General features: G+C 68.3%; 11 protein-coding genes. 6 read left to right on the top strand and 5 right to left on the bottom strand.

The window, feature by feature from the left end:
• The first annotated feature begins 145 nt into the window (after positions 1-145).
• The 3 genes from ACQRWP_RS07095 (at position 146) to ACQRWP_RS07085 (ending at position 3826) form a co-directional block, all read left to right on the top strand.
• Positions 146-1150, top strand: a complete 1005-nt coding sequence (locus ACQRWP_RS07095) for a LacI family DNA-binding transcriptional regulator (RefSeq protein ID WP_430501342.1) — start codon at positions 146-148, stop codon at positions 1148-1150.
• Positions 1151-1295: 145 nt separating this feature from the next.
• The gene (locus tag ACQRWP_RS07090) at positions 1296-3143 is read left to right on the top strand and encodes a glycoside hydrolase family 15 protein (protein ID WP_430501341.1); all 1848 of its coding nucleotides are present in this window, start codon (positions 1296-1298) and stop codon (positions 3141-3143) included.
• A 128-nt stretch (positions 3144-3271) separates the two neighbouring features.
• Positions 3272-3826: a hypothetical protein gene (locus ACQRWP_RS07085; protein WP_430501340.1), complete on the top strand. Its 555-nt coding sequence runs from the start codon at positions 3272-3274 to the stop codon at positions 3824-3826.
• Positions 3827-3906: 80 nt separating this feature from the next.
• Here ACQRWP_RS07085 and ACQRWP_RS07080 read toward each other — a convergent pair whose 3' ends face one another.
• Positions 3907-4674 carry a hypothetical protein gene (locus tag ACQRWP_RS07080; protein ID WP_430501339.1) on the bottom strand — a complete coding sequence of 256 codons (768 nt, stop codon included), beginning with the start codon at positions 4672-4674 and terminating at the stop codon, positions 3907-3909.
• A gap of 198 nt (positions 4675-4872) precedes the next feature.
• Here ACQRWP_RS07080 and ACQRWP_RS07075 point away from each other — a divergent pair, with 198 nt between their 5' ends.
• Entirely contained in the window at positions 4873-7128 is a 2256-nt protein-coding gene (locus tag ACQRWP_RS07075; RefSeq protein ID WP_430501338.1) for a HelD family protein, read from the top strand.
• Positions 7129-8089: 961 nt separating this feature from the next.
• Complete coding sequence (locus ACQRWP_RS07070) at positions 8090-9082, top strand: DUF1152 domain-containing protein (RefSeq protein ID WP_430503148.1); 993 nt, start codon at positions 8090-8092, stop codon at positions 9080-9082.
• 106 nt (positions 9083-9188) lie between these two features.
• Here the strand turns inward: ACQRWP_RS07070 and ACQRWP_RS07065 are convergent, their stop codons facing one another.
• Positions 9189-9962: an alpha/beta fold hydrolase gene (locus tag ACQRWP_RS07065; protein ID WP_430501337.1), complete on the bottom strand. Its 774-nt coding sequence runs from the start codon at positions 9960-9962 to the stop codon at positions 9189-9191.
• Positions 9963-10291: 329 nt separating this feature from the next.
• Here ACQRWP_RS07065 and ACQRWP_RS07060 point away from each other — a divergent pair, with 329 nt between their 5' ends.
• Positions 10292-10900, top strand: coding sequence for a TetR/AcrR family transcriptional regulator (locus tag ACQRWP_RS07060; protein ID WP_430501336.1), 609 nt, complete (start codon positions 10292-10294; stop codon positions 10898-10900).
• Between the two features lie 177 nt (positions 10901-11077).
• Here the strand turns inward: ACQRWP_RS07060 and ACQRWP_RS07055 are convergent, their stop codons facing one another.
• The 3 genes from ACQRWP_RS07055 to ACQRWP_RS07045 all read right to left on the bottom strand — a co-directional run bounded on the left by ACQRWP_RS07055 (position 11078) and on the right by ACQRWP_RS07045 (position 13453).
• Positions 11078-12517: a dihydrolipoyl dehydrogenase family protein gene (locus tag ACQRWP_RS07055; protein ID WP_430501335.1), complete on the bottom strand. Its 1440-nt coding sequence runs from the start codon at positions 12515-12517 to the stop codon at positions 11078-11080.
• A gap of 1 nt (position 12518) precedes the next feature.
• Positions 12519-13076, bottom strand: a complete 558-nt coding sequence (locus ACQRWP_RS07050) for a hypothetical protein (protein WP_430501334.1) — start codon at positions 13074-13076, stop codon at positions 12519-12521.
• A gap of 77 nt (positions 13077-13153) precedes the next feature.
• Positions 13154-13453 (bottom strand): hypothetical protein, encoded by a 300-nt coding sequence (locus ACQRWP_RS07045; protein WP_430501333.1) that lies wholly within the window; start codon positions 13451-13453, stop codon positions 13154-13156.
• Positions 13454-13474 lie beyond the last annotated feature (21 nt).

Raw genomic sequence — 13474 nt, 5'->3', positions numbered from 1 at the left:
TGCCATCGATGTCTCCTCGACTAGTCAGTCGCGGTACTCGGCCTGCGGCGAAGTTTTACAGTCATGTAACTTGATGTCAATCGGTATCGATAACGTTTTCGAGTCGCTGGCGACGCACCCCCGGCGGGGCCCTATCATCATCGACGTGGTGTTTCAGCAGCGCGTCAAGATGTCGGATGTGGCACGTACTGCCGGCGTCTCGGTCGCGACCGTGTCGAAGGTTGTCAACGGCCGCTACGGCGTGGCCCAGGCAACCGTGGAGCGCGTCCAGCAGGTCATCCACGAGCTCGGCTACGAGGCGAGCCTGGGAGCGCAGAGCCTGCGCAGCCACCGCACCAACGTGCTCGGCATCCTGGTCGCCGAGTTCGAGCCGTTCTCTACCGAACTGCTCAAGGGGGCGTCGCAGGAGGTCGCCGGGAGCGGATACCAGCTGCTGGCCTACTCCAGCGGTGACGGCGAGGGTGCCGCCGTGGGGTGGGAGCGGCGCTCACTCGCCCGGCTCTCCGGCACTCTCATCGACGGCGCCGTGATCGTCACGCCGACCGTGGTCGAGACCGAACACAGCTTCCACGTCGTGGCCGTCGACCCACATACCGGGCCGTCCGACCTGCCCACCGTCGATTCGGACAACTTCGCCGGCGCCGTGCTGGCGACCAACTACCTGCTGTCCCTCGGCCACAAGCGGATCGGGCACATCAGTGGACGCACCGACCTGAAGTCGGCGCAGCTGCGCGAGGCCGGCTTCCGCAGTGCGATGGGCGACGCGGGCGTGCCGGTGGACGAGCGGCTCGTTCGCGTCGGCGGGTTCCGGATCGAGAGCGCCGCCGGCACGGCCGCGGAGCTTCTCGCCCTCAGCGACCGGCCGAGCGCGATCTTCGCGGGTAACGACCTCTCCGCGATCTCCACGATGACCGTGGCCCGCGACATGGGCCTGTCGGTGCCCGACGACCTGTCGGTGATCGGCTTCGACAACGTACCGGAGTCGGCGCTGGTCAACCCGCCGCTGACGACCATCATGCAGCCGCTGCAGCGGATGGGCGCCGAGGCGTTGCGCCTGCTCATCGACCTGATCGCCGGCGTCGAGCGTGACACCCACATCCGGCTCCCCACCGAGCTGGTCATCCGTTCCTCCTGCCGCCCGCTCCACTGACGCCCAAGGCCAGACAGCGCGGCACCCCGGCCGTCGCCGTGGCACGTGGGGGCACGCGACAGGGTGGCGGAACGTGAATCTCACCTAAGCCAACAATTCCTCCCCTAGGTTCGGTGCGCAGGACGCAGCCGAACCGGGGAGAGACGTGGACAGCTATCCGGCGATCGAGGATCACGGGCTCATCGGCGACCTGCAGACCGCCGCGCTGGTGACGTGTGACGGGACGGTCGACTGGTTCTGCGCGCCGCGGTTCGACTCGCCGAGCATCTTCGCCGCCCTGTTGGACAAGGAGAAGGGCGGCTACTTCCAGATCGCACCGCACGACGTGCGGTACGTGACCAAGCAGCTCTACCTCCCCGGCACACCCATCCTGATCACCCGGTTCATCAGCGCCGACGGGGTGGCCGAGGTGATGGACTTCATGCCGGTCACCGGCGAGCGGGCTACCGACGCGCACCGGCTGGTCCGCACCGTCACCATGGTCCGAGGCAGCATGCGCTTCCGGGTGGAGTGCCGGCCGCGCTTCGACTACGCCCGCGAAGAGCATCAGCTGGAGCGCCACCACAACGGTTACGTCTTCCGCAGCCGGTCGGCGACGCTGACGTTCAACCCGGTCGACCCCGTGCGGCGGTTGATCTCCGAACAGGGTGACGTCCACCTTGAGGGCGGCGACCTGGTCGCGTACGGCACGCTGAACGAGGGCGACACCGGCGGGGTGGTCCTGGAGACGGGCGGCGCCGAACCGCGCATCTTCGCGCCGGAAGAGATCCAGGGCATGTTCGAGTGGACCCGGGACTACTGGCGGCGCTGGCTCGAACGTTCCCGCTACACCGGCCGCTGGCGGGAGATGGTCGAGCGCTCGGCCATCACGCTGAAACTCATGACGTACGCGCCGACCGGCGCGATGATCGCCGCGCCCACCGCCGCGCTGCCCGAACTGGTCGGCGGAACCCGCAACTGGGACTACCGCTACACCTGGGTACGCGACACGTCGTTCTCGGTGCACGCGCTGCTCGGCCTGGGCTTCACCGAGGAGGTCAGCCGGTACATGAACTGGCTGGACGAGCGGATCCGCGAGGCCGGCGACCACCAGGACCCACTGAAGATCATGTACCGGGTGGACGGCTCCTCCGACCTGCACGAGGAGGTGCTGGACCATCTGGAGGGCTACCGCGGCTCCCGCCCGGTGCGGATCGGCAACGGCGCCGCCGACCAGCTCCAGCTCGACATCCACGGCGAGGCGCTCTACGCCATGCACCTCGCCGACGAGCAGGGCATCCGCGTCTCGCACCAGGTGTGGAAGAGCACCGTCCGGCTGGTCGACTGGCTTTGCCGCAACTGGGACCAGCCCGACGCCGGCATCTGGGAGAGCCGCCACCACCCCCGCAACTACACCTTCGGTCGGGTGATGTCCTGGGTCGCGCTGGACCGGGCCATCCGGCTGGCCACCCGCACCGGCCGCCCCGGTGACATGGCCTGCTGGACCGAGCAGCGCAACCGCATCTACAACCAGGTCATGGCGCGCGGATACGACCGGGCCCGCGGCACCTTCGTGCAGGCGTACGACGAGAACGTGCTGGACGCGGCACTGCTCGCCATGCCGGCGGTCGGTTTCGTCACGCCGAGCGACCCACTGTGGCAGTCCACCCTGCAGGCGATCGAACGCGAGCTGGTCTCCGACAGCCTGGTCCACCGGTACGACCCGGTCCACTCCCCCGACGGTCTCCCCGGCCACGAGGGGACCTTCAACATGTGCACCTTCTGGTACGTCGAGGCGCTGGCCCGTTCGGGTCGCCTCGACGACGCCCGACTCACCTTCGAGAAGATGTTCACCTTCAGCAACCACCTCGGCCTCTACGCCGAGGAGATCGCCGCAACCGGGGAGCAGATCGGCAACTATCCCCAGGCGTTCAGCCACCTCTCATTGATCAACTCAGCGCTGACGCTCAACGACCTGCTCGACACCGAGGCCGACGCCCGCCGCCGCCGGTAGCGCCAGCATCTTCCGACCAGCCGCCGCCAACGCGGAGCCGACGGCGGGAAGAGCTTGACGTGCCCACGTCCATCGCGCATGGTCGACATGCATCGACTATCTCGAATGTATTGACGCGGGGAGAACCGATGAAGGCCTTCATCACCACCGTCTCGGCTGCGACCCTGCTGCTCCTGGCCACGGGCGGCGCATCCCACGGGCAGCCGGCGGCCGACCCGCCCTGCTCCGGGCAGATCCACCCGAACCCGGGGTTCGAGCGCGGCACCACCGGCTGGACGGCCGGCCCCCGCATCGTCGTGGTCGGCGACGAGACCCGGCCCGCGCACACCGGCCGCGCGTACGCCACCTTCGCCGGGCTGGACGTGACCCGTGCCGACCTGCTGCGCACCACCGTCACCGTGCCGGCCAACTGCGACCTGACGGTCCGTTTCTGGGTGCGGACCACCACCACGGAGACCAACCGCGGCGACTACCTGAACGTCGGAATGGCAGTCACCGGGATACCCCCGAAGACGAGATTCTCGCTGGCCTTCGACGGCGGGGCGCAGTGGCGGCAGTACGTCATGTCGAGCGGCATCGCGACGACCGAACGCACCGCGACGGTCAGCTTCCTCGCCAGCGAGACGGCCGGCAACGGCGCCACGACCTTCGACGTCGACGACGCGTCCTTCACGTTGAGCTGACCTGCGCGGGCCACCCGTCCGCCGCCGCGGTGATCGTCCTCGCGCCGCACGACCTCGGCCAACGTCCGCCGCAGGTCGGCTCAGCGGGGTTGAGCGGGCCACACCACCGTCTCGAGAACGGTGTGGCTCTTGACCGCCTCGACCAGTTGCTCGGACCCGCTGACCTTGGTGCCGAACAGGTCGTAGTCCGTCCAGATGAACCAGGACCGGTCCGTGGGCCACAGATTCGTCGGTGAGAACGGGTAGGGCCCTCCACGTTCTTCGATCAGTTCGGGGACTGCCGACAACGGTCCCCGCCACACGTGCGGGTCGTCGAAGTCACCGGCCGGCAAGGACGCGTAGAAGGCGACGCAGTCGGTCCCGGGGCCGTCGAGCGAAAAACGGCTCAGGGTGTCCAGTAGGGCGTCAAGGCTCTCCTCGTCGAGGGACCCTTCGGGCGGTGGCTGGACGGCGACGGGCCAACTGCGGTGTGGGAACCAGCGGTGGCATGGCGGGTAACTCCGATCCGATGCCTGCCCCTCGGTGAGATGCTGCGACCAGAGCGCCCGTCGCCAAGGGTTCTCCGGTCGGACAACGAAGCCCAGGGGAATACCGGTGTTGGTGGTGTCCTCGTCGAGGTTTATGCCTCCGATGATCTCCGGCGCGAGGTCGCCGGATTCGAGCCGGTGGCGATGCAGCTCGTCGTGAGTACCCAGACCCGCAAGGCCGGGGTTCTCGTACATCGCATGAAGAACCCAGGTCGACGATTGCCAACCAGCGGCGTCGTAGCCGGTGGTCGCCTCCCGAACAGGACGGTCTGCAAGCCAGGTCAGCAGCGTGGCCGGAGCCTCAACGCGTTTCATCGACACGCCGCCATCGTGCCGCACCCAAGGCCCCGAGGCCGAAGGGCACCCACACTGCTCGGAACGCCCCCGCAGAACAGATGAAGACTGAACTGTCAATATGCGAATCAAGATTGCGAGGTCACAAGCAACCCCGGAACTGCAAGGCATTGAGATTCCGATCTCTGCCGGCGAATCTTCTGGCCGGTGAGGGAAACCAACTCTATGCTTGCCGCCGGATGCGCTGCGGCTCGTCCGAGCCGAGGTTTACCCCGATACAAGGATTTGCGAATGCACCGGAAGTCTGCTCTGAGCAACGGCACTGCTGGCCCCGGCGAAGTAGCACCTGACGGCCAACTGCCGGCCTCTACCGCCGAGGGTGCCGCGCGCCGATCCGCGGTCGCCGAGGAACAGGCATTTCTGGATTTGGCCACGGCCCGGCGCGACAGGCTGGCCGATCACCTGCAGGTCGAGCTTTCGACAGAGGCAGTGGACGCGTTGGAACGGGCCCGGCAGCGCATGCTCCGGCAGCAGTACGACGAGCTACGGCGAGCCGAGGAAGGGTTGGTCTTCGGCCGCCTCGACGGCCTTGATGGCACCGTGCGCCACGTGGGCCGTATCGGTCTTCGTAACGACGGCGAGGGCGCTGAGCCACTGCTGGTGGACTGGCGCGCTCCCGCAGCTCGGCCGTTCTACACCGCGACGGCTGTCGACCCCCAGGGTCAGGCACGGCGCCGGCACATCCGTACGACGGGATCGGCCGTCGTCGGCGTGGACGACGAGCCTCTGGACGGGACCGCAACTGCGGAACTCGTCGGCGAAGGCGCCCTACTGGCCGCCCTCGACCAGCGGCGCACCGGTCACATGTCGACGGCGATCTCCACCCTGCAACGCGAGCAGGACGACATCATCCGGGCTGAGGCGACCGGCCCGCTGGTCGTCCAGGGCGGTCCCGGCACGGGCAAGACCGTGGTTGCCCTGCATCGCGTCGCGTACCTGCTGTTCACCCACCGAAAGCTGGCGGACCAGGCGGTCCTGGTTCTGGGCCCCTCGCCGCGGTTCCTCCAGTACATCGCCCAGGTGCTGCCCGCGCTCGGTGAGACCGCCGTCGTCTCGGCGACCTGCGACACCCTGCTGGCCGACGTCCACGTGGGCCGCGACGAGAGCCGGCTTCTCGCCGAAATCAAGGGCCGCGCCCTCTGGCAGCCCGCGCTCGAAGGCTACGTCGCATCGCTGCTCCCCCGGCCGCGCGAGCTGAAGCTGCGCTGGGAGGGCGATTTCTACGTCATTCCGGCCGCGACGGTGGCGCAGGCGCTCGCCTCGGCGGTGCAGGGACGCACGTACCACCGCGCCCGCGCAGCGTTCGCCGAGCAGTTGCACCACCTCCTGGCCGATGTCGTCGCCGAGCAGCGCGAGACGCTGATGGAGGAGATGGAGGAAGGTTTCGAGGACATCCTCGCCCGCGTCGACAGGGGCATGGGGCAGGACCACCCCTCCACCCGGACGTCCACCGGCAGCGACATCGACGGGTTGCTCTCCGAGGAGGAAGTCGAGCAGCTTCGTTGTCGTATCGCCGAGAACGCCACCATCGCCCGGTTCATCGAGGCATGGTGGCCCACCCTCGACTCCGAAACCCTGCTGGGTGATCTCCTGACCGACAGCACCCTGCTGGCCCGGTTCGCCCCGCAGCTGTCCCCCGAGGAGATCGCCGCCGTCGCGGCCGAGCCCGCCCCATGGGCATCAAGCGACATCCCGCTGCTCGACGCCCTCGCCGACCTGCTCGGCGAGGTCGACACCCCGCAACCACAGGGCGAGTTCCTCGCCGAACGCGCGCGCCGCCAGCGCGGCTGGGTGTACGGCCACGTCGTCATCGACGAGGCGCAGGAGCTGTCCGAGATGCAGTGGCAGATGATTCTCCGGCGTTGTCCCAGTCGCTCCATCACCGCCGTCGGCGACATCGACCAGGCAGAGGCAGCCCACCGGCACACCTCGTGGGCACAAGCGGTGCAGGCTGCCTTCGGAGACCGCTGGACCGGCGCGGAACTCACCATCTGCTACCGGACCCCGCGCGAGGTCATGGACCTCACCGAACCGGTCTTGAAGAAGGCTGGCAGCCACAACACGCCGCCACGAGCGGTACGCTCCTCCGGCATCGCCCCCTGGGAGCTCGCGATCACACCCGCTGAGCTCGCGGGCGCCGCGGTGGAAGCGGTGCGGCAGTTGCAGCAACGGTGGCACGGCGGCACGGTCGGCGTCGTCGCCCCCGCGGACCGCATCGCCACACTCCAAGCCGTGCTGAGTGATGTGCCGGTGCTCACCGCGACCCAGTCCAAGGGACTGGAATGGGACGCGACGCTCCTCATCGACCCTCAGGGCATCGCCGCCGAACCGCGCGGCTGGAACGGCCTCTACGTCGCGCTCACCCGATGCACCCAGGAACTCGGGCAGCTGACACTCACGCAGCAATCGTCCCACCCGTGACGTCTGTGACCGCTGGTAACCGTCGCCGACGTCATGACGCGTATTCGAACAAGCCCGAACAAGCCCGTGAGCAGCCCGGACAGGCGCGCTTGTGTTCGGGACAGCCATCGACGGTAGCGACCGCCCATTCAGCGCCCATACGCTGAACTCCAATCACCCGTGGCGCTGGCGAATAGAAGTTGGGAAAGAATTTCGCCCACACGGGTGCGGACCTCGGACATGTTCGGCCAGCCGTCATCGCTGCCGACTTGTTCAAATGGCAGCCGCGCAGAAAGTGAGGCAAGATCTTGAGGAGATCACTGCTAGCGATGGCAGCAGCCATCGTACTTCCGCTGAGTACGCTGGCCGTGCCAACTCCCGCGCTTGCTGCGGGTTGCACGACTACCGGGTACATACAAATGCGGTTCGCGGAGGCCCCCTGGCGCTACGGCTACAGCAGTTCGTCCAAAGTGGCAGGTTACGCTTATCCCGAATACACCTACACGATGGACGGACGCTGCATCAGCGCAGCCGGTCTCTTGTGGTACCGAAGGGCAGCCGATCCTGTCGTGGTCTACATCTACAGCGCGCACCGAATCGACTAGTCGCGCGCCTTCGGGGAACGCCTCGGTGATGTGGTCACTGCGTCGAAGCGCCCTTCGTGCCGGGATGATTGGCCTTTCGCGGGTCGTATCGTTCCGCTACGCGGGGCGCTTTCCCGACGCACTGCTTGGGCGCGGGGTAACCGCTTGAGCACTGAACCACGGCTTCGACGGTGATCCCACCCTGCTCGACCCTCCTTTCGTTCCCGTCATCCAGCAGCGTCGCCGGTGTCCACCGCGGCGCTCCACTGCCCGAACGTTCGGCGCACCACGCCTCGTAGAGTCGGCGGCCCCCGGTCAGCGGCAGGTGCGTAGAGCCGATCGGTCTCGGCGGGCCAGGGCTGCTTGGTTGCACGAGCATCAGTGATCATTGACCGGTGATGACCCCTGCGGCGCCGCCGGCCGACTCCAGTGCGTTCTCGTTGGCCGTTCCGCCACTGTTCGCCGCGTTGGCTCCGGCGCGGAGCATCCTCATCGCCGGAGCGGGCGGGGGTTTCGACGTGTACGCGGGCCTGCCCCTGGCGTTCGCCTTGTGGCGCGCCGGCGCGCAGGTGCACCTGGCCAACCTCTCCTTCTCGGAACTCGAGTTGATCGACCGGGACGCGTGGGTGGTGGAGCACGTCGCAGCGGTTCAGCCGGATACCACCAGCTCCGACTGGTACTTCCCGGAGCGAACGCTCGCCCGATGGTTGGCGTCTCAGCAACTGCCGTCGACGGTGTACGCCCTTCCGCCGCTGGGTGTCCAGCCGCTGCGGACGGCGTACCGGCACCTGGTGGAACACCTCGACATCGACGCGGTGGTGCTGGTCGACGGTGGCACCGATGTGCTGCTGCGTGGCGATGAAAGCAACCTCGGCACTCCGGTGGAGGACATGACCAGCCTGGCCGCCGTGGCCGCGCTGGACGTACCGGTCAAGCTGGTGACCAGTCTGGGCTTCGGCATCGACGCCTACGACGGCGTCAACCATGTTGAGGTGCTGGAGAACCTCGCCGCGCTCGACCGCGACGGTGGCTACCTCGGCGCCCTGTCCATCCCCGGTTCCAGCCGGGAGGCGGAGCTCTACCGCGCTGCCGTCGCTGACGCCCAGGCCGCCACCCCGCAGCGGCCGAGCATCGTTCAGGGACAGATCGCCGCCGCCACCAGCGGCGAGTTCGGGGACGTCCGATTCACCCGACGCACCGGCGGCGGCGATCTGTTCGTCAACCCGCTGATGGCGATCTACTTCACAGTCGAACTCGACAAACTCGCGGCCCGATGCCTCTACCTCGACCGCATCGAGAACACCATCGGTAGACGGCAGGTCATCACACGCATCCAGGCGTTCCGCGACGAACTTCTCGGCGCGCGCATCCCCCGCGCCTTTCCGCACTGATCCGACACCGCGCCCAGCCGGCCCGGCATGCCCGCCCGGCGCGGTGTCACCCGGTCGGCACCGTCAGTGGTGGAATGATCCGGACCGCTGCTTCGGCGAGCCCTCGTCAACCTTGACGGCTCTTGGACATCTGCATCGAGCGTGCGGTAGCGCGGGCGGCGGTGTCGATGAGGTCTGCGACCGGGCCGGGTTGCGAGACTGCCACAGCGTGGGAAGCGGCGATCTCAACTGTCGTGGAACCCGCCCTCTGGGCCAGGAAGCGCTGCAGGTCTGGTGGGATGCCCTGGTCCTGGGTGGTGATCAGGGTCCAGGAGGGGATCGTCTTCCAGGCGACCTTGGTCACGCCCTCCTCTTGGGCGCTCGCCGAGGCGGGTCGCTGCGTCGCCGCCATGATTTTGGCGGTTTCGGGGTCGACATCGGCGGCGAACACCTCGGGGAACTTGTCCTGCAGGAGGTACTGATCCATCGTCGTGCCACCGTCATCGGAGGGGATCGGCACCATGCTGATGCTGGAGGGGAGCTGACTTCCGGGGTACTTGCCGACCAACTCGATCACACTTTCGCCTACGTCCGGGCTCACGCTGGCGACGTACACCAGGGCCTTGACATTGGAGGCACCGGCCGCGGCTTCGGTCATGACCAGCCCGCCGTAGGAGTGGGCGGCCATCACGACCGGTCCGGGCACGCTGTCCAGAAGAGCCCGGACGTAAGCGGCGTCCTTCTGCACACCGCGCAGCGGGTTGGCGACGGCAACGACCGGGTAACCCCGACGCTTGAGGTTGGCAATCACCCCATTCCAACTCGACGAGCCGGCGAATGCCCCGTGGATCAGCACAACTGTCGGCATCTCCTGGGCAGACATGTCAGGAGCAGCGCTCATCTCGAGTTCCTTTCGAGAGGCCTCGCCGCCCGCTGGCTGCGGTATGCAGACCGGACCGACGAGGACGGTCGACTGAGCATTTCCCCGGCAGCACGCGTCAGCCCGCGCGATCCCGGCTCCGGTGGGTTGCACCATCCAGAATCCAGCATTGATCAGGGCACTGTCAGCGAGATCGAAGAACGAAGCGCCTCGCCAAACGCCAGGCCGGCATCTGACTCGGACACGAGATGAGCTGCCGGTCACTGTCCGCACGCTGCACGGCCATTGGGGGCCACGCCTAATGCCGCAGGTACGGATCAGACCGAACGTTCTGTCGCTAAGATGGTTGGATGGCGAGCGACGAACCCCATGCCCGGCCCTCTGAGGCACGCCTCAAGCTTCTCCGCACGGCGACCAGGATCTTCTACGCAGAGGGCATTCACTCCGTTGGCGTCGACCGGATCATCGCCGAGGCGAAGGTGACCAGGGCTACTTTCTACCGCCACTTCCCCAGCAAGGACGACCTCATCCTGGCCTACCTGCGTGAGGTACATCAACTGGAGCGCGGCATGGTCGACGAGGCCCTCGCCGCCAACCGATCGCCGGTCGATCCGCTCCTGGCCATCGCCAATTCCATCGCTCAGAACATCCAGTCCCCCGGGTTCCGCGGGTGCGCGTTCCTGAACGCAGCGGCGGAATATCCCGACACGAACCATCCCGTGCACCAAGAACTCATGGCCCACCGGCAATGGTTCCTGGACACCATCACCACGCTCATGGCACAGGTCCACGAAGGAACGGCGGATCCCGCAGCGCGCCACTTCGTCATGCTCCGGGACGGCGCCATGGCAGCCGGATGCCTCTCCGACCCCACGTTGGTGTCCGAGACCTTCCTGCGCGGTATCGAAGGGCTCCTCAGGATCAACTCAGAGCGTCAGTCGGCAGAGTCGGCTCGTTAGCCCCCGCGCGACCGCCGCCGCACGACCTCTGGCTGGGCCACCCCCCGGTAAGAGGATGACCCAGCTCCTGGGTGCTGCCGCTCTTAATTGAGCCCGCCCTCGCTCGGCGGGCTTCGTCTTCTTCTCGTCGCAGCGGGCGCTCGGCCGGCGATGGCACGGACGGCCGCACGGCTCAGGTCAGCGGCCGTACGCCTCCAGCAGGCGCAGCCAGACCTCGCTGACGGTCGGGTACGCGGGCACGGCGTGCCACAACCGCTCCAGTGGGACCTCACCGACGATGGCGATCGTCGCGGCATGGATCAGTTCCGCGACGTCCGGGCCGACGAGGGTGAGGCCGACGATCACCCGTCGATCCTCGTCCACGACCATCCGGGCATGCCCCTGGTAGCCGTCGGCGTGCAGCGCGGCCCCGGCGACCGCGGCCAGGTCGTGGTCGACGACCCGGATCCGCAGTCCGGCGGCCTCGGCGGCGGCGGCGGTCAGCCCCACCGACGCGATCTCCGGGTCGGTGAAGACGACCTGCGGCACGGCGCGCTCGTCGGCGGTGGCGACGTGCCGGCCCCACGGGCGGTCGTCTGCCGCTTCGCCCCTGGCCCGCGCCACGATCACGTCGCCCACCGCGCGAGCCTGGTACTTGCCCTGGTGGGTCAGGAGCACACGCCGGTTGACGTCCCCGGCCGCGTACAGCCATCCGTCGCCGACCAACGCGCCGGCACCGTCGACCACCCGCAGGGTGTCGTCGACCGTGAGCCAGGCGCCCGGCTTCAGGCCGATCCGGTCGAGGCCGACGTCGTGCGTGTTCGGCGTACGGCCGATCGCGACGAGGATCTCGTCGGTCTCGACCTGTTCGCCGTCGGTGAGCGTGATGTGCACCGTGCCGTCGCCGTCGCGGCTTACCGACGCGGCCTCGGCGCCGAGTTGGACCGATACGCCGGCTTGCCGCAGAGACTGGGTGACCCGCTCGCCGACGAACGGCTCCGCCTGAGTGAGCACTCCGTCGCGCGCGAGCATCGTCACCGCCGATCCGAGGCCGGCGTACGCGGTCGCCATCTCCGCGGCCACCACGCCACCGCCGATGATGGCGAGCCGGCCGGGAACCTCGCTCGCGGCGGCTGCCTCACGGCTGGTCCACGGTGCCGCCTCGCGCAGACCGGCGATGTCCGGCACCAGTGCGCTACTTCCGGTCGCGATGACGACCGCGTGTCGGGCGGTGATCGAAGTGGTGGCGCCGTCCGCGCCGGTCACCTCGACGATCCGGTCGGCGCCGATCCGCCCCTGGCCCCGATACAGCGCGATCCCCGCCGAGTTCAGCCAGGACACCTGTCCGTCGTCCTTCCAGTGCGAGGCGAAGGAGTCCCGGCGGCGCAGCACGGCCGCCGCGTCCAGCTCGCCGGTCACCGCCTCGCGCGCACCGGGCAGCTGACGAGCCGCCCGGAGCGCGCTCTGGCTGCGCAGCAACGCCTTGGTCGGCATGCAGGCCCAGTACGAGCATTCACCACCCACCAGTTCCCGCTCGACGATCGCGGCGGTCAGGCCGCCCTGCACAGCGCGGTCGGCGACGTTCTCCCCCACCGGCCCCGCGCCGATCACAATGACGTCGTACGTGGCGTTCTGCACGTCAGTTTCCCTTCGCTGCGCGGCCGAGCCGGATGGCCGCGATGAGGAAGAAGATGGCGCCGGGAATGGCGTAGCCGATCGCATTGGTCAGCGCCGGGTTGTCCACGGAGGCGGCCGCGAAGAACGATCCACCGGCGATGACGGAGATGCCACCGCTGATGATCATCGGCCACTGGCCACCCATCCTGCGGCGGGTGACGCCCACGATGAGCTGAACCAGCCCGGCCACGACCGCCCAGGCGCCCCAGACGCGCAGGACCGCCGGGATGCCGGACGCGCCGGCGATGCCCAGGCCCACCGCGGCGAGCAGGCTGATCGCGACGTTCACGTACAGCAGGGTGGGCGATCCGGTGGCCCGCGACGCGCGGACATCGACGATGGCGGCGGCCACGTCGAACAGGGGGTAGATCACGAGCAGCGCGGCGGTGAGGGGGTTGAGGTGCTTGGCGAGGGGGAACGTCACGGCAGCCCAGACGATTGCGAAGGCGAAGCGACCGAAGTACAACCGCCGCAGGGCGGCGGCCGTCGTCGAGATGCCGGGAACGGCAACGGTGGTCATGGTCATCCTCTCGGTGGTTCCGGAGCGAAGGGGACGCCCAGCGGGGTGCGGGCCACCGCCGGGACGAGACGGCGGTGCTACTCGATGTTTGAGAACAGCCCCGTGATCTCCACCTGAGCGCCCTGGAGCCCACCGAAGACGGCACCGGCAGCGGGCGTCGCCACTGCGGCAGAGGCGTCCTCGTAGCTGGCGAAGTACAGGTCGAGCGTCCGGTAGGCGGGAGTGGGCGTGCCGTCCTCCTTCGGCCACACCTTGGCCGACTCGACCCGCTGAAGCTTCGGGAAGGTCTCCGCGGCCCGGCGTACGTCGGCGTAGACCTTCTCGAACTCGTCGGGGTCGGCGGGGTGACCGATGACAAGGGTGATCTTGGTTGGCATGGCGCTCTCCTTCAGGCACAG

The organism is Micromonospora trifolii (assembly GCF_050516465.1).
Taxonomy (GTDB): Bacteria; Actinomycetota; Actinomycetes; order Mycobacteriales; family Micromonosporaceae; genus Micromonospora; species Micromonospora trifolii.
The sequence above is the reverse complement of the archived record's forward strand: the minus strand, read 5'-3'. Positions and strand labels throughout refer to the sequence as shown.

Excerpts from the sequence above, each read along its gene's own strand:
- ACQRWP_RS07085 (WP_430501340.1), top strand. The coding sequence starts at position 3,272 with ATGAAGGCCTTCATCACCACCGTCTCGGCTGCGACCCTGCTGCTCCTG.
- ACQRWP_RS07075 (WP_430501338.1), top strand. The coding sequence starts at position 4,873 with ATGCTTGCCGCCGGATGCGCTGCGGCTCGTCCGAGCCGAGGTTTACCC.
- ACQRWP_RS07065 (WP_430501337.1), bottom strand. The coding sequence starts at position 9,962 with ATGAGCGCTGCTCCTGACATGTCTGCCCAGGAGATGCCGACAGTTGTG.
- ACQRWP_RS07050 (WP_430501334.1), bottom strand. The coding sequence starts at position 13,076 with ATGACCACCGTTGCCGTTCCCGGCATCTCGACGACGGCCGCCGCCCTG.
- ACQRWP_RS07070 (WP_430503148.1), top strand. The coding sequence starts at position 8,090 with ATGACCCCTGCGGCGCCGCCGGCCGACTCCAGTGCGTTCTCGTTGGCC.
- ACQRWP_RS07060 (WP_430501336.1), top strand. The coding sequence starts at position 10,292 with ATGGCGAGCGACGAACCCCATGCCCGGCCCTCTGAGGCACGCCTCAAG.
- ACQRWP_RS07045 (WP_430501333.1), bottom strand. The coding sequence starts at position 13,453 with ATGCCAACCAAGATCACCCTTGTCATCGGTCACCCCGCCGACCCCGAC.